Annotated in this window: 28 protein-coding genes; 15 read left to right on the plus strand and 13 right to left on the minus strand. The window is 69.8% G+C overall.

The window, feature by feature from the left end; genetic code table 11:
- The first annotated feature begins 134 nt into the window (after positions 1-134).
- The 6 genes from IEY84_RS16085 to IEY84_RS16110 are packed head-to-tail and all read left to right on the plus strand — an operon-like array spanning position 135 to position 3755.
- Complete coding sequence (locus IEY84_RS16085) at positions 135-764, plus strand: maleylpyruvate isomerase family mycothiol-dependent enzyme (RefSeq protein WP_183545501.1); 630 nt, start codon at positions 135-137, stop codon at positions 762-764.
- Between the two features lie 31 nt (positions 765-795).
- A complete protein-coding gene (locus IEY84_RS16090) occupies positions 796-1638 on the plus strand; it encodes a GNAT family N-acetyltransferase (protein WP_183545500.1) in 843 nt (280 codons plus the stop codon).
- A 25-nt stretch (positions 1639-1663) separates the two neighbouring features.
- Positions 1664-2197: an ASCH domain-containing protein gene (locus IEY84_RS16095; protein WP_221208834.1), complete on the plus strand. Its 534-nt coding sequence runs from the start codon at positions 1664-1666 to the stop codon at positions 2195-2197.
- Positions 2198-2203: 6 nt separating this feature from the next.
- Positions 2204-2761, plus strand: a complete 558-nt coding sequence (locus IEY84_RS16100; RefSeq protein WP_183545499.1) for a sugar O-acetyltransferase — start codon at positions 2204-2206, stop codon at positions 2759-2761.
- 7 nt (positions 2762-2768) lie between these two features.
- Positions 2769-3131 (plus strand): MmcQ/YjbR family DNA-binding protein, encoded by a 363-nt coding sequence (locus IEY84_RS16105; protein WP_183545498.1) that lies wholly within the window; start codon positions 2769-2771, stop codon positions 3129-3131.
- Between the two features lie 9 nt (positions 3132-3140).
- Positions 3141-3755 (plus strand): acVLRF1 family peptidyl-tRNA hydrolase, encoded by a 615-nt coding sequence (locus IEY84_RS16110; RefSeq protein WP_183545497.1) that lies wholly within the window; start codon positions 3141-3143, stop codon positions 3753-3755.
- A gap of 33 nt (positions 3756-3788) precedes the next feature.
- Here IEY84_RS16110 and IEY84_RS16115 read toward each other — a convergent pair whose 3' ends face one another.
- Complete coding sequence (locus tag IEY84_RS16115) at positions 3789-4217, minus strand: hypothetical protein (protein ID WP_183545496.1); 429 nt, start codon at positions 4215-4217, stop codon at positions 3789-3791.
- A 102-nt stretch (positions 4218-4319) separates the two neighbouring features.
- Between IEY84_RS16115 and IEY84_RS16120 the strand changes: the two genes are divergently transcribed.
- The gene (locus IEY84_RS16120) at positions 4320-5231 is read left to right on the plus strand and encodes a phosphotransferase (protein WP_183545495.1); all 912 of its coding nucleotides are present in this window, start codon (positions 4320-4322) and stop codon (positions 5229-5231) included.
- Positions 5232-5243: 12 nt separating this feature from the next.
- Here IEY84_RS16120 and ypfJ read toward each other — a convergent pair whose 3' ends face one another.
- A complete protein-coding gene (ypfJ, locus tag IEY84_RS16125) occupies positions 5244-6200 on the minus strand; it encodes a KPN_02809 family neutral zinc metallopeptidase (protein WP_183545494.1) in 957 nt (318 codons plus the stop codon).
- A gap of 62 nt (positions 6201-6262) precedes the next feature.
- On the opposite strand from ypfJ, the gene IEY84_RS16130 reads away from it, so the two are divergent.
- Positions 6263-7861 (plus strand): ABC-F family ATP-binding cassette domain-containing protein, encoded by a 1599-nt coding sequence (locus tag IEY84_RS16130; protein WP_183545493.1) that lies wholly within the window; start codon positions 6263-6265, stop codon positions 7859-7861.
- Positions 7862-7865: 4 nt separating this feature from the next.
- Here the strand turns inward: IEY84_RS16130 and IEY84_RS16135 are convergent, their stop codons facing one another.
- From IEY84_RS16135 to IEY84_RS16155, 5 genes are read right to left on the minus strand one after another with little or no spacing between them, the layout of a single operon-like run.
- Positions 7866-9098 carry a cytochrome P450 family protein gene (locus IEY84_RS16135; protein WP_183545492.1) on the minus strand — a complete coding sequence of 411 codons (1233 nt, stop codon included), beginning with the start codon at positions 9096-9098 and terminating at the stop codon, positions 7866-7868.
- Positions 9099-9130: 32 nt separating this feature from the next.
- Positions 9131-9718, minus strand: coding sequence for a GTP-binding protein (locus IEY84_RS16140; RefSeq protein WP_183545491.1), 588 nt, complete (start codon positions 9716-9718; stop codon positions 9131-9133).
- A complete protein-coding gene (locus tag IEY84_RS16145) occupies positions 9699-10055 on the minus strand; it encodes a DUF742 domain-containing protein (RefSeq protein WP_183545490.1) in 357 nt (118 codons plus the stop codon). The genes IEY84_RS16140 and IEY84_RS16145 overlap by 20 nt, the downstream gene beginning before the upstream one ends.
- Before the next feature lie 24 nt (positions 10056-10079).
- Positions 10080-10466, minus strand: a complete 387-nt coding sequence (locus IEY84_RS16150; protein ID WP_183545489.1) for a roadblock/LC7 domain-containing protein — start codon at positions 10464-10466, stop codon at positions 10080-10082.
- Positions 10463-11824 carry an ATP-binding protein gene (locus IEY84_RS16155; RefSeq protein ID WP_221208833.1) on the minus strand — a complete coding sequence of 454 codons (1362 nt, stop codon included), beginning with the start codon at positions 11822-11824 and terminating at the stop codon, positions 10463-10465. Before IEY84_RS16155 ends, IEY84_RS16150 begins: the two co-directional genes overlap by 4 nt.
- A gap of 228 nt (positions 11825-12052) precedes the next feature.
- On the opposite strand from IEY84_RS16155, the gene IEY84_RS16160 reads away from it, so the two are divergent.
- On the plus strand, positions 12053-13936 hold the full coding sequence (locus IEY84_RS16160; RefSeq protein ID WP_221208832.1) for an ABC transporter ATP-binding protein: 1884 nt from the start codon (positions 12053-12055) through the stop codon (positions 13934-13936).
- A gap of 5 nt (positions 13937-13941) precedes the next feature.
- Here IEY84_RS16160 and IEY84_RS16165 read toward each other — a convergent pair whose 3' ends face one another.
- A complete protein-coding gene (locus tag IEY84_RS16165) occupies positions 13942-14832 on the minus strand; it encodes an SURF1 family cytochrome oxidase biogenesis protein (RefSeq protein WP_183545488.1) in 891 nt (296 codons plus the stop codon).
- Positions 14833-14898: 66 nt separating this feature from the next.
- On the opposite strand from IEY84_RS16165, the gene moaA reads away from it, so the two are divergent.
- The gene (moaA, locus tag IEY84_RS16170; RefSeq protein WP_183545487.1) at positions 14899-15918 is read left to right on the plus strand and encodes a GTP 3',8-cyclase MoaA; all 1020 of its coding nucleotides are present in this window, start codon (positions 14899-14901) and stop codon (positions 15916-15918) included.
- A 145-nt stretch (positions 15919-16063) separates the two neighbouring features.
- On the opposite strand, the gene IEY84_RS16175 is transcribed toward moaA, so the two are convergent.
- From IEY84_RS16175 to IEY84_RS16185, 3 genes are read right to left on the minus strand one after another with little or no spacing between them, the layout of a single operon-like run.
- On the minus strand, positions 16064-17002 hold the full coding sequence (locus tag IEY84_RS16175; protein ID WP_183545486.1) for a nucleoside hydrolase: 939 nt from the start codon (positions 17000-17002) through the stop codon (positions 16064-16066).
- Between the two features lie 24 nt (positions 17003-17026).
- Positions 17027-17221, minus strand: a complete 195-nt coding sequence (locus tag IEY84_RS16180) for an acetone carboxylase (RefSeq protein ID WP_183545485.1) — start codon at positions 17219-17221, stop codon at positions 17027-17029.
- A complete protein-coding gene (locus IEY84_RS16185; protein ID WP_183545484.1) occupies positions 17221-17544 on the minus strand; it encodes a DUF3099 domain-containing protein in 324 nt (107 codons plus the stop codon). Before IEY84_RS16185 ends, IEY84_RS16180 begins: the two co-directional genes overlap by 1 nt.
- Before the next feature lie 140 nt (positions 17545-17684).
- On the opposite strand from IEY84_RS16185, the gene fabG reads away from it, so the two are divergent.
- From fabG to IEY84_RS16200, 3 genes are read left to right on the plus strand one after another with little or no spacing between them, the layout of a single operon-like run.
- The gene (fabG, locus tag IEY84_RS16190; protein WP_183545483.1) at positions 17685-18413 is read left to right on the plus strand and encodes a 3-oxoacyl-ACP reductase FabG; all 729 of its coding nucleotides are present in this window, start codon (positions 17685-17687) and stop codon (positions 18411-18413) included.
- Between the two features lie 2 nt (positions 18414-18415).
- Positions 18416-19189, plus strand: a complete 774-nt coding sequence (gene fabI, locus IEY84_RS16195; protein ID WP_183545482.1) for an enoyl-ACP reductase FabI — start codon at positions 18416-18418, stop codon at positions 19187-19189.
- A gap of 17 nt (positions 19190-19206) precedes the next feature.
- A complete protein-coding gene (locus IEY84_RS16200; protein ID WP_183545481.1) occupies positions 19207-19713 on the plus strand; it encodes a SixA phosphatase family protein in 507 nt (168 codons plus the stop codon).
- A 204-nt stretch (positions 19714-19917) separates the two neighbouring features.
- Here the strand turns inward: IEY84_RS16200 and serB are convergent, their stop codons facing one another.
- Together serB and IEY84_RS16210 are read right to left on the minus strand one after the other, a co-directional pair.
- On the minus strand, positions 19918-21162 hold the full coding sequence (gene serB / locus IEY84_RS16205) for a phosphoserine phosphatase SerB (RefSeq protein ID WP_160022683.1): 1245 nt from the start codon (positions 21160-21162) through the stop codon (positions 19918-19920).
- A gap of 34 nt (positions 21163-21196) precedes the next feature.
- Positions 21197-21967: an Rv1486c family protein gene (locus IEY84_RS16210; protein WP_183545480.1), complete on the minus strand. Its 771-nt coding sequence runs from the start codon at positions 21965-21967 to the stop codon at positions 21197-21199.
- A 53-nt stretch (positions 21968-22020) separates the two neighbouring features.
- Here IEY84_RS16210 and IEY84_RS16215 point away from each other — a divergent pair, with 53 nt between their 5' ends.
- Both IEY84_RS16215 and IEY84_RS16220 read left to right on the plus strand, forming a co-directional pair.
- Positions 22021-22818 (plus strand): ABC transporter ATP-binding protein, encoded by a 798-nt coding sequence (locus IEY84_RS16215; protein WP_183545479.1) that lies wholly within the window; start codon positions 22021-22023, stop codon positions 22816-22818.
- 68 nt (positions 22819-22886) lie between these two features.
- On the plus strand, positions 22887-23348 hold the full coding sequence (locus IEY84_RS16220) for an NfeD family protein (protein WP_183545478.1): 462 nt from the start codon (positions 22887-22889) through the stop codon (positions 23346-23348).
- The last annotated feature ends 11 nt before the right edge of the window (positions 23349-23359 follow it).

Consider the following 23359-nt stretch of genomic DNA (forward strand, 5'->3'; position numbering starts at 1 on the left):
GCTCCATGCGCGCAAACTCCACGTCCCGGACCGGCTGGCCCAGGACGTCGTAGGTGTTGATCCACTCGCGCATGTCCTCAACGCTACTGATCGGACTCCTGCGCGGCCACTGGTTTGTTTGGCAGGGTGGAGCCATGGACGTAGCCGCCCGCACCGCAGTCAACCGCCGTCTGCTCGCCGACTTCTTCGACAGCCTCGACGAGTCCCAGCTGGAGACCCAGAGCCTCTGCTCGGCCTGGACGGTGAGGGAGGTGCTGGGCCACAGCGCGATGCCGTTCTCGGTCGGGATCGGCCGTCTGCTGTGGCGTACGTTGCTGGCCGGCGGCTCGATCGACCGGGCCGCCGCCGCGATCGCGGAGGAGCAGGCGCGGCGGCCGGTCGCCGAACTGACCGGGCTGCTCAGGACGCACGCGGAGAAGCGGGTGCCCGCGCCGGGGGTGGGCCCGATGGGGCAGTTCACCGACCACTGCATCCACCTGCGTGACTGCGTCCGGCCGCTCGGTCTCGATGCGGACGTCCCGCTCGAGGACTGGCGGGCGGTGCTCGACTGGTTGCCGACCAAGCAGGCCTCGCTCGGGGTCGTCCCGACCGGACGGCTCGACGGGCTCGCGCTGCGGGCGAACGACCAGGACTGGATCTGGGGCGACGGCGCGGAGGTCGCCGGACCCAGCGAGGCCCTGGCGATGGCCCTCGCAGGGCGGTCGATCGCGCTGGCGGACCTCGACGGACCAGGGGTGGCGAGGTTGCGGGAGCGGATCGCTTGAGGAGGCCGGCCGGCGGGTAGGCTCCGCGGACGTGGAGGCTCCCGGTCGGATCTGGTTCGGTTACATCGCCGCGGTGGCGATCGCGCTGGTCGGGCTGGTGACCTTGGACCTCCTGGCGATCGGGCTCGCCGCGCTCGTGCTGGTCGCGACGGTGCTGGGGGAGTGGTATCGCGGTCGCCGGGCCGCCCTCTCCGCCGCGGCGCAGCACGCCGACCTTCCCGAGCTGGTCTCCCGGTGGGCCCGAGGTTGGGCCTACTCGCGGGGCTTCCCGCGTCCCGAGGCGGTCCCTGGAGGCGTACGTGTCGAGGTCGGGGAACCGGGGCGACGGGTCGAGTGGGTGACCACAGACGCCCCGGACACGCTCGCAGGCCTGGTCGACGCTGCCGGTGCGACGCCGGAGGCCTGGTTGTCGGTGGTGACCGACTCGCCGGGCGGCGTACGTCCTTGGTTCGTCGAGGGCGGGCTTGAGGCCGACACGGAGGAGGCGCTGATGTCGATCGATCTCGTCGACCACGCGGTGCGGGAGCTTCCGGACGGCTACCGCGCCGAGGTGGAGCGCGAGGGCGGCGTCATCACGGTGACGGTGCGTGCCGGCGAGGGGGCGGCGGCCACCGGACGGATCGCGGTCATCGGGACCGACGCCGTCGCCGATCGGGTCCATACCGATCCTGAGCACCGGAGCCGAGGGCTCGGTGGCGCGGTGATGAGCCTGCTGGTCTCGGCCGCCCGAGAGGCGGGCGCGGCCCGAGGTCTCCTGGTCGCCAGCGATCTGGGCGAGCCCCTCTACGCCGGCCTCGGCTGGCACGTCGAGGCCCGTCTGGTGACGGCTCGATCGGCCACGCCGCCGACGTCCGTCGAGTCTCGGCACGGCTAGGCCGAACTGTGGTTGAGTGTCGCCTATGAGCGACGATGCGGTGATGGTCCCCAACGACCCGGAGCAAGAGGCAGAGATCGCCGCGTTCTGGAACGACGTCAAGCACCATGCCCACCTCAGCGCCGCGCCCGGATACTTCGGCGCATCCCCGTTGGAGGCGCTGCAGCCGCCGGCGTGGGCGTTCGGGGGTACGCCGGAGGAAGCTGACGGGCTGCTCGAGCTCGTCCTTGCGGGCGTGAAGACCGCGACGGCCACTGCCCAGTGGGACTTCGAGAGCGGTGACGAGCCGTTCCCGACCGTAGGCGGGATGAGCATCATCCTCGACGGTGCCGGCCATCCGCGGGCCTTGATCGCCACCACCCAGGTCGACGTCGCCCCGTTCCGTGACGTCCCCGAGGAGTTCGCTCGGCTGGAGGGCGAGGGCGACCTGTCGCTCGAGTACTGGCGCGAGGTGCATGAACGGTTCTTCACCGAGTTCGCCGGCCCCGACCAGGAGTTCAGCGAGGACATGCCGGTCGTGATGGAGCAGTTCGAGCTCGTCTGGCCGAAGCCTGAGTGACCCCGCGTGGGCGAGCAGCGGGCCCGCCTGGAGGCGGGTGAGTGGTATCTCGACGATGCCGAGCTCCAGCGCCTCCGCCGTGACTGCTGGCGGCGGTTGGATCGGTTCAACGGCGCCGCGGCTGACGATGACGACGTACGTGACACGGTGCTGCGCGAACTGCTCGGTGAGGTCGGGTCCGACGTCGAGGTCGTGCCTCGTTTCCAGTGCTCCTACGGCTACAACATCCGCATGGGTGATCGGGCGTTCGTCAACGCCAACGCCTTCTTCATGGACGACGCGCCGATCCGGGTCGGCGCCGACGTCCGCATGGGCCCCGGCGCGCAGCTGGTGACCGCCCTGCACCCCATCGACGACGCTGAGAAGCGGCGTGAGGGCTGGGAGCGGGCGCTGCCGATCGAGATCGGCTCCAACGTCTGGCTGGGCACGAGCGTCACCGTCGGTGCGGGCGTGAGGATCGGTGCCGACTCCGAGATCGGTGCGGGAAGCGTCGTGCTGAGCGATGTGCCCGATCGGGTCGTCGCGGCGGGAACGCCCGCGAGAGTGATCCGACACATCCGATGATGGGTCCATGACACCGACCGAGCTGACCGTCCGGGTCCGGGAGATCTGCCTCCGGTTCCCGGAGAGTGCCGAGCGGATCACGCACGGTTCGCCGGGGTTCTTCGTGAGGAAGCAGTTCGTGATGCTGTGGCCGCACGGCCATCACGGGCGCGACGAGCCGCACCTGTGGGCGGCCGCGGCGCCGGGGGCGCAGGACGAGGTCGTCGGCGCAGAGCCCGAGCGCTTCTTCGTACCTCCCTATGTCGGCGGTCGTGGTTGGATCGGGATGCGGCTCGGCGGCGAGGTCGACTGGGACGAGGTCGCCGAGATCTGCGAGGACGCCTATCGGCACATCGCGCCGGCGCGCCTGCTGCGTGACCTGGACCGGTAGCGTACGGACATGCCCAACGTCGCCGTCCCGATCGTTCGGATCCAGCGCTGGGTCGACAACTTCGCGTCGCGCCACGGCGAGGCCCGGCTCGCGGTCGACTCCGGTGCGCTGACCGGTGCAGCGGCCGACGGGTCGTCGTTCATCGCTGCGCTGCCGTTCGAGAAGACGTACGCCGGCCCGGCCGAGGTCGAGGCCTTCATCGCCGCCGCAGCGGCCCCGCGTGACTGGGGGATCCTCCTGGTGCGCAAGGGCGGCTTCGCGATCGCGAGGATGAGCGGCGGCGAGATCGCCGACCACAAGATCGGGCGGCGCCATGTCCAGGGGAAGACCAAGGCTGGTGGTTGGAGCCAGCAGCGCTTCGCCCGCCGTCGCGCGAACCAGGCCAGCGCTGCGTACGAGGCAGCGGCCGAGCACGCCGCCCGGATCCTCGACGGGCTGACCGGTCCGCTCGTCACCGGTGGAGACCATGGCGGCGTCGACGACGTGCTCGGGGACCGGCGACTGCAGTCGCTCTCGGTGACCGGACCGTGGCTCGCGGTGCAGGATCCCAACCGTGCGGTGCTCGATCAGGCCATCGAGGACGCCCAGAAGGTGCGTATCGAGGTTCTCAACGCCGACAACTGACGTCTCGGCGTCGAGAACTGACGTCTCGGCGTGCTAGGGGAGCTGCCAGACTCCCGGGGAGCCCTTGGTCATCTGGCCGTCGGACAAGAGCGTCTGGCGGGCGCGTCGTGCTGCGTAGCGCCAGCGGAGCTCGCCTTCCGGCGTGGTCTCGAAGTCGCCGGGGAGAAGGCTGTCGCCCAGCTGGGTCTCGAGCTCGTCGAGGACGTCGTCGGCGGGCATCGAGCCACCGGCGTCGGCGAGGATCTCGAGGATGAGCGGCGCGAAGGCGGCCGGCGGGGTCCACTTGCGGGGAGCGGACTTGGTGACGACCTTCGGCGCGGCGGCCGTCGAGCTCGTCGTGGTCTTGCGCACCCGGGTTGTCGGCTTCTTCACCGGAGCCGGCGCGGGCGGGGCCGGGGGCCGCCCATGGATGCATTGTGACCTCGGCAGGTCGCACAGCTCGCAATAGTCAGTCTCGGACATCAGCACAACCATATCGGCCCCAGCCCCGGACTCTGCATCCTGTCGTGCCGTCCCGGCGATGGATGCCGGTGCGACCTGCGAGGATGCGCTACTTTGACAAGCATGTGGCAGCCCGATCCCGGGTGGCTCGTCCTTCCCGGAGGCACCGGACCCTCCACGCTGGGGGTCTGGCGCACTGCGGTGGGCGAGGAACCCGTGGTCATCAAGCGGCTCGGGCAGCCGGGGACGTACGATCCGGCCGAGCTGAGCCGACGGCGACACTTCGCCTACTGGCGGCGGGCTGCCGATGTCGCCACCTCGGGTCTCGTCGACGACACCCCCGGCATGATCGGCGTGCGCACGAGCGTCGCCGAGGACGACGAGGGGATCACGCTGACCACCGACTGGGTCGAGGACGCGGCCAACTCCGGGCTCTTCGCGGCACTCTCCATGGGGCGCTTCGCAGGGGCGGACCTCGGCGAGGTCCGCTGGCTCGCGCGTGACCAGTTCCGCGATCGGATGGCGCGAGTGGAATACAGCGGCGGCTGGCCGACCCTGATGCGGACCACTGCCGCGGACATCGCCGACGTCCTCTGGGAGCGACGCGGGCGCTTCATCGACCTTCTCGACCGGCTGCCTCAGGTCGCCCAGCACGGTGACCCCGCGCCGCAGAACCTCCTCGGACGCACCGAGGACGGTGAGCGGCTGATCGCGATCGACTGGTCCAGCCTCGGCCGCGGTCCCGTCGGTGGCGACCTCGGCCTCTATCTGCTGCACGCCAGGGAGTCGTTCGAACCGCTGCTGGAGGCGTACGTCCTGGGGTTGCCCGCCGGCCTCGCGACACGTGAGGAGGCGACCATCGGTGCGCAGATCTGTGCCGTCTACACCGCGCTGAGCCGGGCCGAGTGGGCGCTCAGCCGGATCACTCCGGGGGAGGGTCCGTTGCTCGCCAAGTTCCGTCATCCCGCGGTCGCCCCGCATCTGCGTACGCTGCAGAAGCAGGCTCCGCTCGTCGAGGCTCTGCTCGAGATGTGAGCCTGCCCGGGCCTACGGGTTGTCGAGATCGCGCGCCTTGAAGGTGTCGCAGTCGGCGATCGAGTCGGTGGTCATGCCCTTGCGGAACCAGGCGATCCGCTGCTCGGACGAGCCGTGGGTGAACGAGGAGGTGTCGACGCGGCCGGTCGCCCTCGACTGGATGTGGTCGTCGCCGACGGTCTTAGCGGCGTCGATGCCCTCGGTGATGTCCTGGTCGGTGATGTCCTCGACGAAACCGTCGTTCTCCGCAGCGGCGGTCCACATGCCGGCGTAGCAGTCGGCCTGCAGCTCGAGGCGCACTGCGTCTGAGTCGGGGCCCTGCTGGGTGCGGACCTGCCCCATGGTGCCGAGCAGGTTCTGGATGTGGTGACCGTATTCGTGGGCGAGCACGTAGGCGCGTACGAAGGTGGTGTCCTGTCCGCCGAGCTGCTCGAAGATGGAGTCGAAGAACGTCGGGTCGAGGTAGATGGTCTGGTCGGCCGGGCAGTAGAAGGGGCCGACGGAGCTCGACGCGGAGCCGCAGCCGCCGGTCTGGACCTGGTCGGTGAAGACGTGGACCGACTGCTCGGGCTGGAACCGGCCGGCGAGGTCGGGCTGGGAGTCCCAATAGCCGGTCATCGAGTTCTCCAGCGCCACCAGGGCACAGTTCTCGTCGTTGTTGGCGTCCTCGCCGGTCTTGCACGCCCCGAAGTCGCCGGTCTCCCCGCCTTCGGCGCCCTGCATGCCGCCGAAGGTGCCGGTGCCGATCGATGACGAGCTGCCACCGTCCCCGAGCACCTGCGGGCCGACGCCGGTGCACTGGGTGATGAGGAAGAAGACCAGCAGGACGATGACGGTGCCGATCCCGCCGCCGGCCTTGCCGCCGGGGATCGGGATCCGGGCGCCGCCTCCGCCGCCACCGAACCCGCCGCGACCACCGCCGCCGGAGGTCCGGCTGGTGTCGAGTCTGGCCTTCGGGTTGAACCGCATCTTGTCCCCCTGGGGTGCTGATGTGTGGGACCGAGTGCCCCGCCCATACACTAGTGACGGAGATGATCACTGCCCATGACCTAGAAGTCCGCGTCGGCGCCAGACTTTTGATGGAGAACGTCACCTTCCGAGTCGGACCCGGCGACAAGGTCGGGCTCGTCGGCCGTAACGGCGCGGGAAAGACGACCCTGACGAAGGTGCTCGCCGGCGACCACCTACCAGCAGCCGGAACGGTGTCCAACACCGGTGAGATCGGCTACCTGCCTCAGGACCCGCGGGTCGGCGATCCCGAGGTGATCGCCAAGGACCGGATCCTGTCCGCGCGCGGCCTCGACGATGCCGTACGCCGCATGCGGATCGCCGAGGAGGAGATGGGCTCCGAGGACCCCAAGCTGCGCGAGAAGGCGATGAAGCGCTACCAGCGCGCGCACGACGAGCTCGACGCCGGCGGCGGCTATGCGGCCGAGACCGAGGCCCTGCAGATCGCCCAGTCGCTCGGCATCCCCGACCGGATCATGACCCAGCCGCTGAAGACGTTGTCGGGCGGTCAGAGGAGACGCGTCGAGCTGGCGCGCATCCTCTTCTCGAGCGCCGAGGTGCTGATCCTCGACGAGCCGACCAACCACCTCGACGCCGACTCGATCATCTGGCTGCGCGACTGGATGAAGTCCTACAAGGGCGGCTTCATCGTGATCTCCCACGACAACGACCTGCTCGCCCAGACGGTCAACAAGGTCTTCCACCTCGACGGCAACCGCGAGGTGATCGACATCTACAACATGCCGTGGAAGCAGTATCTGATCCAGCGCGAGACCGACGAGGCCCGCCGCAAGCGCGAGCTGATGAACGCGCAGAACAAGGCCAAGACGCTCACCGACCAGGCCAACAAGATGCGGGCCAAGGCCACCAAGGCGACCGCCGCGCAGAGCATGCTCAAGCGCGCGGAGAAGATCATGGCGGGCGTCGAGGGCGAGCGGCAGCAGGAGAAGGTCGCCGCGATCAAGTTCCCCTCGCCGGCGCCCTCGGGCAAGACTCCGCTCACCGCCCACGACCTGTCGAAGTCCTATGGCGCCCTGGAGGTCTTCACCGCTGTCGACCTGGCGATCGACCGGGGGACCCGCGTGGTCATCCTCGGGCTCAACGGTGCCGGCAAGACCACGATGCTGCGCATCCTGGCCGGGGTCGACAAGCCCGACACCGGTGAGGTCGTACCCGGCCACGGGCTCAAGGTCGGCTACTACGCCCAGGAGCACGAGACGCTCGACACCAAGCGGTCGGTGCTGCAGAACATGCAGTCCGCGGCGCCACAGCTGACCGACACCGAGGCCCGCACCGTGCTGGGTGCGTTCCTCTTCAGCGGTGACGACGTGCACAAGCCGGCCGGGGTGCTCTCCGGCGGGGAGAAGACCCGGTTGGCCCTCGCCTCCCTGGTCGTCTCGGCGGCCAACGTGCTCCTGCTCGACGAGCCCACCAACAACCTCGACCCGGCCTCCCGCGAGGAGGTGCTCAACGCGATCCGCCGCTACGAGGGCGCGATCGTGCTGGTCACCCACGACGAGGGTGCCGTGCACGCGCTGGAGCCCGACAAGGTGCTCATCCTCCCCGACGGTGTCGAGGACCTGTGGAACGAGGAGTACGCCGACCTGGTCTCGCTCGCCTGACCGCTCAGGTCAGGGTGCGTGAGAACGTCACCGGCATCGAGGTCGGGTAGCGGTAGGAGAGCGAGTCGGTGTTGCGCTCGACCTGGTCGGCCGGCACCGCGAGGGAGACCTCGGGGAGTCGCTCCAGGACGGTGCGTACGGCTGCCTGGACGATGATCGTGCCGGGCCGTTGCGCGGGGCACGAGTGCGGACCGGCGCTCCACGACATGTGGGCGCGGTTGCCGATCTCGAGCCACGGGTCGCTGCCGGTCATCAGCGGGTCGACGTTGGCTGCCGCGATGCACGGCACCACCGCGTCACCCTTGCGGATCAGCTGGCCGCCGAGCTCGACGTCGCGCAGCGCGAACCGCGGGGTGATGTTGTAGCACGGTGGGTCGCGCCACATGACCTCCTCGATCGCCTGGTCGACGTCGAGGCGACCGCCGCGCAGGCGGCCGGCGAAACGCTCGTCGGAGAGCATCAGCAGCAGGGTCTGGGTGATGGTCGCGATGGTCAGCTCGTTGCCGGCGATGATCATCACGATCATCGCCTCCATGACCTCGTTGTCGTCCCACAGACCGGGGTCGTCGATCAGGTGCGAGGTGAGGTCGTCCTGCGGGTCTCGGCGGCGCCTGGCGATGTGGTCGACGATCTCCACGGCGAGCTCGATGACCCCCTCCTGGGCGAGCTGGCCGCCGCCGAGGACCTTGTGGGCCGCCTTGCGCATCGAGTCGCCGACCTCGCGGCCCATGCCGAACATCGCGGCGACCGAGAGCAGCGGGATCAGCACGGCGTAGTCCTGGACAAGGTCGGCCTCGCCACGCTCGAGCATGTCGTCGACGAGGTCGTTGCAGATGCTGCGTACCTGCGCGGCGTAGCTGTGCTCCTCGACCCGCGAGAGGGCTCGGTCGACCGGCGAGCGCAGCCGCCGGCGGAGCTCTCCGTCGTTGTGGAAGGAGTTCTGCCGGGTGGTCACGAACGGGTAGATCGGCATGTCCGGCGAGATCTTGCCCTCCTGCACGGCGCTCCAGTTGTCGCCGTTGCGGGAGAAGACCTCCTCGTTGCGGATGACCTCGCTGAACTCGGCGTAGCCCATCGCGAACCAGAGGCGTACGCCGGGGGAGAGCTCGCCGGGGGCGACCGGACCCCACTCGGCCCGGAGCCGTTGGTGCACCTCTCTCGCCTGCGGGCCGACAGTGTCGGGGGCCTGGACGAGGTCGGTGAGGTCGGTGAGACGTACGGTGCGGGTGGGAGTCATGGCGATGGTGCCTGTTCGGTCGTGGGTCGGGGTCAGCGCGTCTTCAGGGCGTGGCGCACGAGCGTGGCGAGCGCTCGGACGCAGGCGTTTCGGTTCTTGGCGTTGCACACCACGATCGGCGTCTCGTCATCGAGGTCGAGCGCCGTGCGGATCTGGTCGGGCTCGTAGCTCGGTGCGTCGGGGAACTGGTTGATCGCGACCACGAACGGCAGGGACGTACGCGTCTCGAGCTGGTCCAGCACCTCGAAGGAGTCGGCCAGGCGGCGGGTGTCGACGAGGACCAGGGCGCCGGCGGCGCCCTCGGCGAGGCCGGACCACAGGTCCCAGAATCGGCGCTGCCCGGGAGTGCCGAACAGGTAGAGCGCGATCTCGTCGGTCAGCGTGATCCGGCCGAAGTCCATCGCGACCGTGGTCGTCGTCTTCTTCGGGGTCGCCTCGAGCTCGTCGATCCCCTCGCTGGCCTGGGTGATCGTCTCCTCGGTGCGCAGCGGCTCGATCTCGCTGACCGAGCCGATCAACGTGGTCTTCCCGACTCCGAAGGAGCCGACCACCAGGATCTTGACCGACTCGACGACCGTCGGCGCCAGATAGTGGTTGCCGTCAGAGGTGGTTGAGAGCATGCAGGACCTTCTGGAGGGTTTCGCGGGAGGGGCCGGCGGCGGTGTCGCTGTCGGGACGCACGCCGATCAGGCCGGCGTCGATCATGTCCGAGGCGATCACCGCGAGGACGCTGACCGGCTGGCCCAGATGGGCGGCCATCTCCGCCATCGAGATCACGCCCCGACACTGGGAGAGGACCTCGCGCTCCTGCCGGCCGACCGAGGTGGCCCTCGGGCTGGTGTGGCCGATCAGGAGCGTCGCCGGGGTCAGCCGATGGGTCGGCCGCGCGCGACCACCGGTCCGGACATAGGACCGGATCGGGTGGTCGACGTAGTCGTCCTCGGGGGCGTCGGGCATCGGCGCGGCTCTGGTCGATTCGGGTCAGACCGAGCGCCTCGGGGTGCTCATCGCGCGCTCCCCGATCATCAGGACGGTCGCCTGCATCTGCTGGGCGACCAGCGCCGGGTCGATGCTCATCTCGGTGATCACCGCGAGCCGCGAGCCGTCCCCGGCACCACGGATGAACAGGAAGCCGCCGTTGAACTCGACCATCACCTGCCGGGGATGGGCATCGGCACCGAACTGACGGCTGATCCCGTGGCCGAGGGAGGTCAGACCGGCACATGCCGCGGCGAGCTTGTCGGCCTCCTCGCGTGAGGTCTCGCTCGTGCGAACCCGGACGAGGCCGTCTGCGGAGAGGACCACGACATGACGTACGCCGCGTACTCCCGCGACCAGCTCCAGCATCCAGCTGTTCTCGTCGGTCATCGGTTCCTCCAGTGGCTCTCGGGTGCGGACTCGGTCTCGGTGGTGGTGCTGAGGAAGCTGCTCATCCAGGCGCCCGCCTGCTCGGCGGTCGGCTCCGGGCGGGGAGCGACGACCGGGCTCCCCTCAGCTCGCTGCTCTCCGCGCGCAGGGCGTTCGCCGCGTCTGGACCGGCGCTGGGGAAGGCCGTCGGAGGTGAACGACGTCGGCTGGTGCGGCTCTCGAGGTGAGGGGGCGGTCGACGCCGGCGTACGCGGCGGGAGCTGCTCGGGAACGTCCGCGCTCATCGGGGTGACCATCGCCTCCGGGACGAGGACGGCGACCCGCAGGCCACCGTGGACGGACTCGGTCAGGTCGACCCGGAACCCGTGGCGGCGTACGTAGGTGCCGACCACCGCCAGGCCGGTCTGCGGGATCTCGCCGAGGTCGGGCAGGCGAACCTGCCGGGTGCCCGAGGCGATCTCACGCATCCAGGCCAGGTTGGTCTCGTCCATGCCGACCCCGGCGTCGTCGATCTCGAGGGCCGCCCCGCGGCGTACGGAACGGATGGTGACCAGCACCTCCGTCGCCGGCGGCGAGGACTGGGTCGCGTTGGCCAGGAGCTCGGCGACCAGATGGATCAGCGGCTCGACGTACGCGCCCTGGACCGCGACCGGCGGGTCCCCCTCCACCCGGACCCGTCGATAGGCGGTGATCCGTCCGGCCGCACCCCGGACGATGTCGGCGATCGGGAGCGGGTCGCGCCAGTGCTGCCCGGGCTGCTCCCCGCACAACGTCGCGATGCTCTGCGCCAGCCGGGCCTGCTGCGCCGCCGCGTGGTCGACCCGCATCCCTGCCTCGAGCACGTCCGGTTCGGCCGGGAACTTGGCCACCATCCGCGTCGACTCCTCCTGGATCCGGTGCGCCGACGCCTGCACCTTGCGAGACAGCGACAGCACGGCCACCCGCATCCCGGCCTCCCCGCCTCTCCCTGCCGAGACGTCAGGCACGTCGGCCGAGACGTCACGTACGTCGGCCGAGACGTCACTCGCGTCGGCCGAGGTGTCATCCGGTGACGCTTCGGCCGACGCGAGCGACGTCTCGGCCTGCGGGCCTGACGCCTCGACCGACGTACGTGACGCCTCGGCCGACGCGGGTGACGCCTCGGCGGGCGCCCGTTCGGGGGCGAGGTCGTAGGCCATCGCGGTCAGCCACAGGGTGAGGGCGACGACGGGTACGCCGGCGAGGATCCAGCGCCAGATCCACTGGTCACCGGGGGCGGTGACGAAGATGACGGGCGAGAGCGCGACGAAGAGGAGGATCGCGGTACTGCAGAACCATGGTCCGGCTCGATGGAGTCGGACCAGGAGTGGTCGGGTCATGGAGGCACCTGGTGTGGGGGCTGGCAGTCAGGGCATGAACCCGCGGGTCGGAGCAGTCTGGAGGAATCCTGATCCAGCCATTCAGAGACCGGCGCACACACGCGCCCCACTTCTTACCACCAACTGAGCGCTTGGTCACCTCTCTGAGGTGACTTTGACCATAATTCGCCGATGCATCCTCGACGCGGCCGAACCGCCATGGCCGACTAAGGTGACGGGGTGTCACAAATGGGTCCAGGTTTCGGTGCTTCCGGCGGGGCGATGGGCGGCGGCGGGATCATGCGCAACCTGCGTGCCGACCGGACGGTTCTCGAGCGCGGACTGCCCAAGGGCACCCTGAAACGGGTCGTCTCCTACGCGGGTCCCCACCGCGCCTTGCTCGGGGCGTTCTTGCTGTTCACGATCTTCGACGCCGCGCTGGTGGTCGTCACCCCGCTGCTGACCCAGCGGATCATCGACGACGGCGTGCTCCAGAAGAATGTCTCGCTGGTCGTCTGGCTGGCCGCCGCGATGGCGCTGGTGGCCGTGGTCGACATGGTCTTCGGGGTCGTCTCGGGATGGCTCTCGACGCGGATCGGTGAAGGACTGATCTTCGATCTGCGTACTCAGGTCTTCGGGCACGTCCAACGACAGTCGCTGGCCTTCTTCACCCGGGCGCAGACCGGCGCTCTGGTGAGCCGGCTCAACACCGACGTGCTCGGTGCCCAGCGGGCGTTCACCTCGACCCTGTCCAACAGCGTCTCCAACCTGATCTCGGTGGTCGTGGTGGGCGCGGCGATGCTGGTGCTGTCGTGGCAGGTGACGCTGATGTGCGTCGCGCTGTTTCCGATCCTGTTCCTGACCTCGCGCTGGGTCGGGCGCCGGCTGGCCGGGCTGACCCGCGAGCAGATGGACGGCAACGCGGCGCTGGCGACCACGATGACGGAGCGGTTCAACGTCGGCGGGGCGCTGCTGCTGAAGCTCTTCGGCCGTCGCGAGGAGGAGGATGTCGCCTTCGCGCAGCGTGCCGATGTCGTACGCCGCCTGGGGATCCGGATCGCGCTGCTGACCCGCATGTTCGGAGCCACGATGCAGCTGGTCCCGGCGCTGGCGACCGCGCTGGTCTACGGCGTCGGTGGCTGGATGGTGATCAACGGTGAGGTCACGCTCGGCACGCTCACCGCGCTCGGCCTGCTGCTGGTGAGGCTGCTGGGGCCGCTGCAGGCGCTCTCCAACGTACGCATCGACGTGATGACCGCGCTGGTCTCTTTCGATCGCGTCTTCGAGGTGCTCGACCTGCCCTCGCTGATCCAGGAGAAGCCGGGCGCGGCCGAGGTGCCCCGGGACGCGGCCTCGGTGCGGTTCCACCACGTCGCCTTCACCTACCCGCGCGCCGACGAGGTCTCGCTCGCGTCTCTGGAGACCATCGCGCGGCCCGAGAGCCGCGAGGTGCGCGAGGTGCTGACCGACATCGACTTCGCCGCCGAGCCGGGGGAGATGGTCGCCCTGGTCGGTCCCTCCGGTGCCGGGAAGTCGACGATCACCCATCTGATCGCCCGGCTCTACGACGTACGCTCCGGGTCGGTCGAGGTCGGAGGTCTGGACGTGCGCGAGGTGACGCTGGAGTCGCTCGAGGCCGCCGTCGGCTACGTGACCCAGGACGCGCACATGTTCCACGACACCGTGCGGGGCAACCTGCTCTACGCCCGGCCCGGAGCCTCGGACGAGGACGTGTGGGCGGCGCTGGAGGCCGCCCAGATCGCGAGCGTGGTCAAGGCGCTCCCGGACGGTCTGGACACCGTCGTCGGTGACCGCGGCTACCGCCTCTCCGGCGGCGAGCGTCAGCGTCTCGCGATCGCCCGGCTGTTGCTGAAGGCCCCTCACATCGTGGTGCTCGACGAGGCCACCGCTCACCTCGACTCCGAGTCCGAGGCCGCGGTGCAGACCGCCCTGGACGCCGCCCTGGCCGGCCGCACCTCCATCGTCATCGCCCACCGGCTCTCGACGATCCGCGCCGCCGACCGCATCCTCGTCATCGAGGCCGGCCGGGTCGTCGAGTCCGGCACCCACGAGTCGCTGCTCGCCGACGGCGGTCTCTACGCGGAGCTCTACGAGACCCAGTTCCGCCGCTGACGGGATCAGCTCTTCCCGCTGCGCTCTTTCTCGTACGCAGCCTGGTAGGCCGCCTTCACGGCCTGCTTCTGGGCGAGCTTGGCGGCCTTCGCGCGGGCGCGCTCGTCGAGTTGGTCATCGTCGCCGGCGGCGTCATCGGAATGCACGACTGGGTCGTCCCGGCGTTGCGTACGCCGTTCGTCATACATCAGGTAGAAGAACCCAGCGAGGGCGAGGACGCCGAAGAACCACCACTGCAGGCCGTAGAAGAAGTGGGGGCCGTTGTCGAGCTCGGGGAGGTCGGCCTGGCGCAGCTGGGTGGCGGGCTCGGGGGACTCGGTGTCGAGGTGGAGCCAGCCGGTCAGCAGCTCCTCGTCGACGACCTCGGCGACCTGGTCCGAGGAGAGTGCGCGGGTGGCATGGTAGCCGTCGACCTGGGCGACGTCGGTGGAGTCGCCGGTGCCGTCGGCGCGCACCCAGCCCGTGATCGTGACCTCGCCTTCCGGCGGAGCAGGGAGGTCGTCGAACTCGTCCTGCGAGTCGGTCTGGAGCCAGCCGCGATCGACGAGCACTGCAGTGCCGTCTGCGAGCACCAGCGGGACCACGACGTCGACGCCCTTGGCCTTCTCGGGGGTGCGGTAACGCCAGATGATCGTGTCGTCGACCGCGTACGTCCCGGTCGCGGTCACCCGTCGCCACTCGTCCTTCTCCGCGACGTCCGCGCCGGGAGCGAGCACGTCCGAGACGGGCACCGGCTCGGCGTGCTCGTTGGTGCGGACGATCTGGTTGCTGGCCTTGCGGTCCTCGAGACGATCGAACTGCCACTGGCCGAGCCACCACGTCCCATAGGCCAGGACCAGCACGAACACCGTGAAACCGGCCCAGCGTCGGCTGAGCAGGAAACGGAACGAACTCACCGTACGAGATTAACTGGAATGCGGTCATGGCTCACGATCCGGGTGGCGGCTGCCTAGACTGGTGTGATGACGACCTCCCCGACAGATCAGGCCCAGCCGCGGCTAGTCGACCGGTTCGGCCGGGTCGCTACCGATCTGCGGGTCTCGCTGACCGACCGCTGCAACCTGCGGTGCACCTACTGCATGCCGCCGGAGGGACTCGACTGGATGCCCGGGGACGAGGTCCTCACCGATGACGAGGTGGTGCGGCTGATCGGCGTGGCCACGGGGCACCTCGGCGTCAAGGAGGTGCGGTTCACCGGTGGCGAGCCGCTGGTGCGCCGAGGCCTGGTCTCCATCGTCGCCCGCACCCGCGAGGTCGCTCCCGAGGCGGAGCTCTCGATCACGACGAACGCGCTGGGACTGGCCAGGATGGCCGAGACGCTCGCGGAGGCCGGGCTCGACCGGGTCAACGTGTCGCTCGACTCGATCCGGCGCGAGACGTTCGCCGACATCACCCGACGCGACCGGCTGGACGACGTGGTCGCCGGGCTGGAGGCCGCCGCCGAGGCCGGGCTGGGACCGATCAAGATCAACGCGGTCCTGCTGCGTGGGGTCAACGACGACCAGGCCGCCGAGCTGCTCGGCTGGTCGGTCGAGCGGGGCTACGAGCTGAGGTTCATCGAGCAGATGCCCCTCGACGCCCAGCACGGATGGTCGCGCGACAACATGGTCACCGCCGACGAGACCCTCGAGGCGCTCTCGGCCGTCTTCGACCTGACCCCGGCCGAAGAACCCCGAGGGAGCGCCCCTGCCGAGCTCTTCCATGTCGGCGGCACTGCGGCGAAGGTCGGCATCATCGCCTCGGTCACCCGCCCGTTCTGCGGTGACTGCGACCGCGTACGCCTCACTGCCGACGGGCAGGTGCGCGACTGTCTGTTCGCGCGCACCGAGTCCGATCTGCGTACGCCGCTGCGTGCCGGCGCCTCCGACGCCGACCTCGCCGGCCGGTGGGTCACTGCGATGGCCGGCAAGCGCGCCGGCCACGGCATCGACGACCTCGGCTTCCTGCAGCCCGACCGTCCCATGTCCGCCATCGGCGGCTGACCACCAGCCGAGAAGTCACCCGCGTCGGCCGAGGCGTCATCCGCGTCGGCCGAGAAGTCACTGCCGTCGGCCGAGTTGGCAATCCCGTGACGTGTCGGTCGACGGGAGTGACGCCTCGGCCGACGGCAGTGACGCCTCGGCGGGGTCAGGATCCGACGCGGTCGAGGGCGTCGAGGACGAGATCCCAGTAGCCCTCGACGTCGAGGGTGAGGGCCACCTGCGCGTTGGGTGGCTCGTCGAGGCGCTCGTGAAGGTCGACGACGGTCGCTCCACGGGTCCAACGGCCCTCGGTCTCGGCGGCCACGAACGACTTCTGCCAGGTGATCAGCCCGGGGTCGATGAGGGCTGCGATGGTGCAGGGATCGTGGACCGGGGGAGCGGCGAAGTCGAAGACGTCGGAGTAGGTGCCACCGAAGAAGCCCATCAGGTCGGCGCACGCCCGCCCGACCGGATTCTCCATGGCCCGCATCCGTGCGACGACGTCGGGCGTCGCCAGCGCCTGGTGGCTGAGGTTGAGCCCGACCATCCGGATCGGCAGGCCGCTGGTGAGGACGATGTCGAGGGCTTCGGGGTCGGCATAGGCGTTGAACTCGGCCGCCGGGGTGGTGTTGCCGCGCTCGGTCGAGCCGCCCATGAAGACGATCTCGGCGATCTTCGGACCGACCTCGGGATTGTCGCGCAGCAGGCGGGCGATGTTGGTGATCGGTCCGGTGGCGACGACGGTGACGGGGTCGGGGGCGGCCAGGAGGGACGTACGCAGGAACTCGACCGCTCCGAGCGAAACCGGCGCAGCGAGCGGCTCGGGAAGGTCGGTCCCGTCGATCCCGGTCGCGCCGTGGATGAAGTCGCCGATGTGGATCTCACCGGCCAGCGGCGCGGCGGCTCCGGTGGCGACCGGGACATCAGGCCGGTCCGCCAGCGCCAGGATCCGCTGGGCGTTGTAGGTCGCCTTCTCCACCCGGCAGTTGCCGAAGGTGGTGGTGATGCCGAGCAGGTCGATATGCGGGCTGCCCAGGGCCAACAGGATCGCGATGGCGTCGTCGTGGCCAGGGTCGCAGTCGAGGAGCACGGGCATCGGGTTCATCGCACGACCTCTCGGAGACAACGGCTAGTGAGGTACGACGTCCTTGAGGAAGCCTCGCGCCCCCAGAAAGTCGCTCAGCGATTGCTTGTGCGTCTCGCACGCGAGCCAGATCTTACGCCGATCGGCCGTGTGGATCTTGGGATTGTTCCACTGCAGCTCCCAGGATCCGGCGTCCTGGCAGCCCTTGGCCGAGCACAGGTCGGAGTCGAGCGCGCCCATCAGAGCTCGCCCTTCTCGCGGAGCTGCTGCTCGCGCCCGCTGGTGAGCTGCCTCGGGCCGTAGGGGGAGTCCATCAGGTTCATCTCGTCGCTCTTGGTGTTGGTCGCATTGGCCATGACGACCGCGATGTAGGGCAGGATCAGCGCCCCCGCGATCAGGATCGGCCACAGCCAGCCGATGCCGGCCAGGCCGGCGATGACCGCACCGATGAAGCACAGCGAGCGGATCGACATCGAGATGGCATAGCGCTTCTGACGGACCGCGATGTCCTCGGCGCGGCTGCGGCCGGCGGTCGTGATCCTGATCGGTTGCGCCTTGGACATACCGCCAGTCTAGGTCGTGGCCGATGGCGCGCGTCCGTTGGTGTGGTCCCGACAGGGGCGCTCCGAAGTACGTTGGAGGGTTCTCACAAGCAAAGCGACGGCATTGGTCGTACGCCGAAGTAATCGCTACCGTCGCGCCTGTGACTGACAGTGAAAACCCCACAACCAAGGCACCTCGCTCGGTGCTCGTGACCGGTGGCAGCCGTGGCATCGGCCGTGCGATCGCCGAGGCCTTCGTGGCCAACGGCGACCATGTGGCCGTGACCTCCCGCAAGGGCGGGGCCCCGGAGGGGGCTCTGGACCTGGTGTGCGACATCACCGACCCCGCCGCCGTCGACGAGGCGTACGCCGCGGCAGAGGCCGCTCACGGACCCGTCGAGGTCCTCGTCGCCAACGCCGGGATCACGAAGGACACCCTCGTGCTTCGGATGTCGGAGGAGGACTTCACCTCGGTGATCGACACCAACCTGACCGCCTCCTTCCGGCTCGCCAAGCGCGCCTCGAAGGGGATGCTCCGGTTGCGCCGCGGGCGGATCATCTTCATCTCCTCCGTCGTGGGGCTGATGGGCAACCCGGGCCAGGTCAACTACGCGGCGTCGAAGGCCGGGCTGGTCGGGATGGCCCGATCGCTCGCGCGTGAGCTCGGCTCGCGGGGGATCACCGCGAACGTGGTCGCGCCGGGGTTCGTCGAGACCGAGATGACCGCGGTCCTCACCGATGAGCAGCAGAAGGCGATCACGGACCGGGTGCCGCTGGGTCGCTACGCGTCACCGGACGAGGTGGCTTCGGCTGTGACGTGGTTGGCTGATGCGGGTTATGTGACCGGGGCCGTGATCCCGGTCGACGGCGGACTTGGAATGGGGCACTGATCATGGGTTTGTTGGACGGCAAGACTGTTCTCGTCGCTGGGGTCACGATGGACTCCTCGATCGGCTTCGCGGTGGCCAAGGTCGCCCAGGAGCAGGGCGCCCGCGTCCTGATCTCCAACTTCGGGCGTGCGCTGTCGATCACCAAGCGGATCGCGAAGCGGCTCCCCGAGGAGCCGCCGGTCCTCGACCTCGACGTCACCAACCAGGAGCACCTCGACGGCCTCGCCGACGCGCTCCGTGCCGAGGGTGTCGAGCGGCTCGACGGGGTCGTGCACTCGATCGCGTACGGCAACCCCGAGACCCTCCTCGGCGGCAAGTTCCTCGACGGCCCCTGGGACGACGTCTCCCAGGCGGTCCAGGTCAGCGCTTACTCGCTGAAGTCCCTCGCGATGGCGACCCGGCCGCTGATGTCGGAGGGTTCGTCGATCGTGGGGCTGACCTTCGACGCGACGGTCGCCTGGCCGGCGTACGACTGGATGGGTGTCGCCAAGGCCGCGCTCGAGTCGACCTCGCGCTACCTCGCCCGTGATCTCGGTCCCGACGGGATCCGCTGCAACCTCGTCTCCGCGGGTCCGCTCAAGACCCTCGCCGCCAAGGCGATCCCGGGCTTCGAGGAGCTCGACGAGGGCTGGGGCAGCCGGGCGCCGCTCGGCTGGGACAACACCGACCAAGGCCCGACCGCGAAGGCCGTCTGCGCGCTGATCTCGGACTTCTTCCCGGCGACCACCGGCGAGATCATCCATGTCGACGGGGGCTATCACTCGCTGGGTGCGTGAGGCCATAGGGTTGCCGCATGCGGACCCTTGTCATCATGCGGCACGCCAAGGCCGAGACGTCGGCACCGACCGACTACGAGCGGCAGTTGACCGAGCGCGGCCATGCCGACGCGGTCGCAGCGGGGGCGTGGTTGGCCGAGCAGGGCGTGGTCCCGGACTACGTCCTGGTCTCGGCGGCCGACCGCACCACCCAGACCTGGGAGGACGTCGCGCTCGGGGCGTCGTGGGACCTGACGCTGGCGGAGTACGACCAAGGTCTGTACGCCGCCAGCGCCTCCACCGCGCTCGACCTCGTCCGCAGGGTCGAGGACGGCCACTCGACGGTCGTCGTGATCGGTCACAACCCCACCATGTTCTCGCTGGTACAGCTCTTGGACAGCGGCGAGGGCGACGACGAGGCCGGCAACGAGCTCGCCCTCGGCTTCCCGACCGCTGCCGTCGCCGTACTCACCTACGACGGCGACTGGTCCGAGCTCGACGAGGCAGAGGCCTCCGTCACCGCCTTCCACGTCGCCCGCGCCTGACCGCCGAGGCGTCACTTCCGTCGGCCGAGAGGTCGCTTACGTCGGCCGAGGCGTCGCTTACGTCGGCCGAGGGGTCACTCGCTGCCATCTCGCCCGACGCGAGTGACGCTTCGGCCGACGCGAGTGACGCTTCGCCCGACGCGAGTGACGCTTCGGCCGACGCGAGTGACGCTTCGGCCGACGCGAGTGACGCTTCGGGAGGGCTCAGATGAGGGGAGGGGCGGGGGTGACGATGCCGGCTTCGGCGTCGGCGGCCTCGATCTCCTCGCGGGAGATCCCGAGGAGATACATGATCGTGTCGAGGTAGGGGACGTTGATGGCTGTCCCGGCTGCCGAACGTACGGCGGGCTTGGCGTTGTAGGCGATGCCGAGGCCGGCGGCGGCGAGCATGTCGAGGTCGTTGGCACCGTCGCCGATGGCGACGGTCGCGGCCTCGGGGATGCCGATCTCGGCGGCGAACTCGCGAAGCGCCCGAGCCTTGCCGGCCCGGTCGACGACCTCGCCGACGACCTCGCCGGTGAGCACGCCGTCGACGATCTCGAGCTCGTTGGCACGGGCGTAGTGGATGCCGAGGTCGGCGGCGAGCCGATCGGTGATCTGCGAGAACCCACCGGAGACGATGGCGAAGCGGTAGCCGAGACGGCGCAGGGTGCGGACCATCGTCCGCGCGCCAGGATTGAGCTGCAGGCCGGCGTAGACCTCGTCCAGCGCCGTCGCCGGGACACCCTTGAGATACTTCACCCGCCCGCGCAGCGACTCCTCGAAGTCGAGCTCTCCGCGCATCGCCGCCTCGGTGACCGAAGCGACCTCCTTCTCGTAGCCAGCGTGGGCGGCGATCATCTCGATCACCTCGCCGTCGATCAGCGTCGAGTCGACGTCCATGACGATCAGGCGCATACCGCGCCGGACCAGGTTGGCCGGTTGCACCGCGATGTCGACGCCCTGGGCGGCGGCCTCGGCGGCGAGCGTCACCCGCAGCTCGTCGGGAGAGGCGCCGGAGACGTGCAGGTCGAAGGCGGTGACCGGGTAGCGGGCCAGCCGGATGATCCGGTCGATGTTGCCGCCGGCCGAGGCGATGGTGCGGGTCACGGAGGCCAGCGCGGCCGCCTTCAGCGGCAGACCGAGCACCGTGACCCGGGCGCGGTCGGCGGGCTCGCGCGGGGTGTCGCCGACGCCCTCCTCGATCTCGACCGTCATGTCGAGGGCGTGGGCGGTCTCCTCGATCGCGTGCTTGAGCGCGTCGGTGCTCGCCGCGTCGGCGGGTGCGGTCACCAGGAGCCCGAGCACGAGCCGCGCCCGCAGCACGATCTGCTCCAGGTCGACCACGTCGACCCCCGCCAGCGCGAGCGTCGCCAAGGTGGCCGAGGTCAGCCCGGGACGGTCATTTCCGGCGAGGGTGATCAGCAGGGTGTCGGGACGGCGCTCGAGCGCGTCGAATTCCTCGGTCATCTCTGCAAACGATAGTGGAGCCGGCGCCCGCGTCTCAGTTCGGCGGCCACACCTCGGGCGATCCCGCTGCCGTGAGCGCCCTCCGCGCCGCGCGGTCGAGGCCGACCAGCGCCTGTCGCCGCCGCATCATCTCCGAGGCGGAGACGGCGCCACCCTCGTCCTCGAGCGCCACCGCGACGATCTCCCGAGCCTGTACGCCACGAGCGGCGAGCTCCACGCACCGCGCCGGAACCCCGGGAGCCCCGGCCAGCGCGGGCCGGTGGCGGAGGTTCATCAGCCGGTCGGCGACCTCGGGCCGCCACCGGGCGACGTCGAGCTCGGCGAGCGCCGTCGCGGACTCGGTCAGCGCGAGCCGCAGGGCCCGGTCGGCCTCACCGACATCGGGGAGCTGACGTCGCTGGGCTGCGTACGCCTGCCACTCGAGCACCGCCCCGACCCGGACCGGTACTAGGCCGATGCCAGCGTCGCACACGACCGCCTCGCCAGCCTCCAGGGCGGCGTCGTTGAAGGCCCGGGGACCACCGAGGCCGACCGGGTCGCCCTCGGCGGGGAAGGCCACCCCGACGGCGGTCGCCCCCTCCGTACGCAGCCGTCCCATCCCGCTCACCAGGGTGTCCGCGACCCCCTCGGCGCCACCGAGACCGAGCACGGCCAGCCCGCTGACGGTGTGGGTCGCGTCAGGCCCGATCACCGCATCGAGCACCAGGTCGGTGACCGCCTCGCCGCGCAGCCACGCCGTCACCCACCAGGCCAGGCGCAGGGTCTCGGGGGTGGTCTCCAGCGACTCGGAATCGTCGACACTCACAGCCGCCTACCCTAACCCCGGACCAGGCAACCCCTGCCGATAGATTTGCCGACATGGCAGCTGTGCTGGAGTTCACCGACGTCACCGTACGCCGCGGGGGCAACGCCCTTCTCGACTCTGTGAGCTGGGTGGTCGAGGAGGATGAACGGTGGGTGATCCTCGGCCACAACGGTGCCGGCAAGACCACGCTGCTCCAGGCCGCCGCGGCCCAGCTCCACCCGACGTCGGGTGTCGTGAAGATCCTCGGCGAGCAGATCGGCCGAATCGACGTCTTCGAGCTGCGCCCGCGCATCGGCCTGACCTCCGCCGCGCTCGCCGACCGGATCCCGCGCCACGAGCTCGTCCGCGATGTCGTGGTGAGTGCGTCCTACGGTGTGGTCGGGCGCTGGCGTGAGCACTACGACGACCTCGACCACGACCGTGCCCAGGAGCTGCTGATCGAGGTCGGCATCAAGCACCTCGGCGAGCGGAAGTTCGGCACCCTCTCCGAGGGCGAGCGCAAGCGGGTCCAGCTGGCTCGCGCACTGATGGTCGACCCGGAGCTGCTGCTCCTCGATGAGCCGGCGGCCGGCCTCGACCTGGGCGGACGCGAGGACCTCGTCTCCACGCTGTCCACGCTCGCCTACGACCCTGACAGCCCCGCCACGGTTCTCGTCTCCCACCACGTCGAGGAGATCCCGCCCGGCTTCAGCCACGTCCTGATGATGCGGGCCGGCCGGATCACCGCCCAGGGGCTCATCCAGGACACTCTGACTGCGGCCAACCTCTCCAAGACCTTCGGGATGCCGCTCGAGCTCGAGGCGAGCGAGGGCCGTTATTGGGCCAAGCGTCGCGCACGTCACACCCGGTAGCCCGAACGTTAAGAAGTCGGTACCCAAACCTCCCCGCAACGTGTGGCGCGTGTGGATAGGGTGACGCCATGGACTGGCAGGACTGGGATTGGGCGCTGTGGACGGGACTCGGTGCGCTGCTCGTCGTCGGCGAGCTCTTCAGCCTGGACCTGATCCTGCTGATGCTCGCCACCGGCGCCTTCGCGGGCGCTCTCACCGGCGCCTTCACCGACAGCTTCGTGCTCCAGGCGATCGTCGCGCTGGCGGTCTCGGTCTCGATGCTCGCGGTCGTACGTCCCGGGCTGGCCAAACGGCTCCACAACGGCCCGGAGATCCGGATCGGCGCCCAGAAGATGATCGGCGTCCAGGCCGTATCGACCGTCGAGATCAGCGCCCGCAAGCCCGGGCAGCTCAAGCTCGACGGTGAGATCTGGACCGCTCAGCCCTATGACGAGACGCTCGTGATCGCGGCCGGCACGCCGGTCGAGGTGCTCGAGATCAGAGGAGCGACGGCGTACGTCCATCCTCTTCCGGAGCTCGGGACTCCGTAGCTTTCCGGGCA

It is taken from the genome of Nocardioides albus (genome assembly GCF_014648255.1).
In the GTDB taxonomy this organism is placed as follows: domain Bacteria; phylum Actinomycetota; class Actinomycetes; order Propionibacteriales; family Nocardioidaceae; genus Nocardioides; species Nocardioides albus.

Coding starts and splice junctions, on each gene's coding strand:
- IEY84_RS16085 (WP_183545501.1), top strand. CDS start 135: ATGGACGTAGCCGCCCGCACCGCAGTCAACCGCCGTCTGCTCGCCGAC.
- IEY84_RS16095 (WP_221208834.1), top strand. CDS start 1,664: ATGAGCGACGATGCGGTGATGGTCCCCAACGACCCGGAGCAAGAGGCA.
- IEY84_RS16105 (WP_183545498.1), top strand. CDS start 2,769: ATGACACCGACCGAGCTGACCGTCCGGGTCCGGGAGATCTGCCTCCGG.
- IEY84_RS16110 (WP_183545497.1), top strand. CDS start 3,141: ATGCCCAACGTCGCCGTCCCGATCGTTCGGATCCAGCGCTGGGTCGAC.
- IEY84_RS16115 (WP_183545496.1), bottom strand. CDS start 4,217: ATGTCCGAGACTGACTATTGCGAGCTGTGCGACCTGCCGAGGTCACAA.
- IEY84_RS16120 (WP_183545495.1), top strand. CDS start 4,320: ATGTGGCAGCCCGATCCCGGGTGGCTCGTCCTTCCCGGAGGCACCGGA.
- ypfJ (WP_183545494.1), bottom strand. CDS start 6,200: ATGCGGTTCAACCCGAAGGCCAGACTCGACACCAGCCGGACCTCCGGC.
- IEY84_RS16130 (WP_183545493.1), top strand. CDS start 6,263: ATGATCACTGCCCATGACCTAGAAGTCCGCGTCGGCGCCAGACTTTTG.
- IEY84_RS16135 (WP_183545492.1), bottom strand. CDS start 9,098: ATGACTCCCACCCGCACCGTACGTCTCACCGACCTCACCGACCTCGTC.
- IEY84_RS16140 (WP_183545491.1), bottom strand. CDS start 9,718: ATGCTCTCAACCACCTCTGACGGCAACCACTATCTGGCGCCGACGGTC.
- IEY84_RS16145 (WP_183545490.1), bottom strand. CDS start 10,055: ATGCCCGACGCCCCCGAGGACGACTACGTCGACCACCCGATCCGGTCC.
- IEY84_RS16150 (WP_183545489.1), bottom strand. CDS start 10,466: ATGACCGACGAGAACAGCTGGATGCTGGAGCTGGTCGCGGGAGTACGC.
- IEY84_RS16155 (WP_221208833.1), bottom strand. CDS start 11,824: ATGACCCGACCACTCCTGGTCCGACTCCATCGAGCCGGACCATGGTTC.
- IEY84_RS16160 (WP_221208832.1), top strand. CDS start 12,053: ATGGGTCCAGGTTTCGGTGCTTCCGGCGGGGCGATGGGCGGCGGCGGG.
- moaA (WP_183545487.1), top strand. CDS start 14,899: ATGACGACCTCCCCGACAGATCAGGCCCAGCCGCGGCTAGTCGACCGG.
- IEY84_RS16175 (WP_183545486.1), bottom strand. CDS start 17,002: ATGAACCCGATGCCCGTGCTCCTCGACTGCGACCCTGGCCACGACGAC.
- IEY84_RS16180 (WP_183545485.1), bottom strand. CDS start 17,221: ATGGGCGCGCTCGACTCCGACCTGTGCTCGGCCAAGGGCTGCCAGGAC.
- IEY84_RS16185 (WP_183545484.1), bottom strand. CDS start 17,544: ATGTCCAAGGCGCAACCGATCAGGATCACGACCGCCGGCCGCAGCCGC.
- fabI (WP_183545482.1), top strand. CDS start 18,416: ATGGGTTTGTTGGACGGCAAGACTGTTCTCGTCGCTGGGGTCACGATG.
- IEY84_RS16200 (WP_183545481.1), top strand. CDS start 19,207: ATGCGGACCCTTGTCATCATGCGGCACGCCAAGGCCGAGACGTCGGCA.
- serB (WP_160022683.1), bottom strand. CDS start 21,162: ATGACCGAGGAATTCGACGCGCTCGAGCGCCGTCCCGACACCCTGCTG.
- IEY84_RS16215 (WP_183545479.1), top strand. CDS start 22,021: ATGGCAGCTGTGCTGGAGTTCACCGACGTCACCGTACGCCGCGGGGGC.
- IEY84_RS16220 (WP_183545478.1), top strand. CDS start 22,887: ATGGACTGGCAGGACTGGGATTGGGCGCTGTGGACGGGACTCGGTGCG.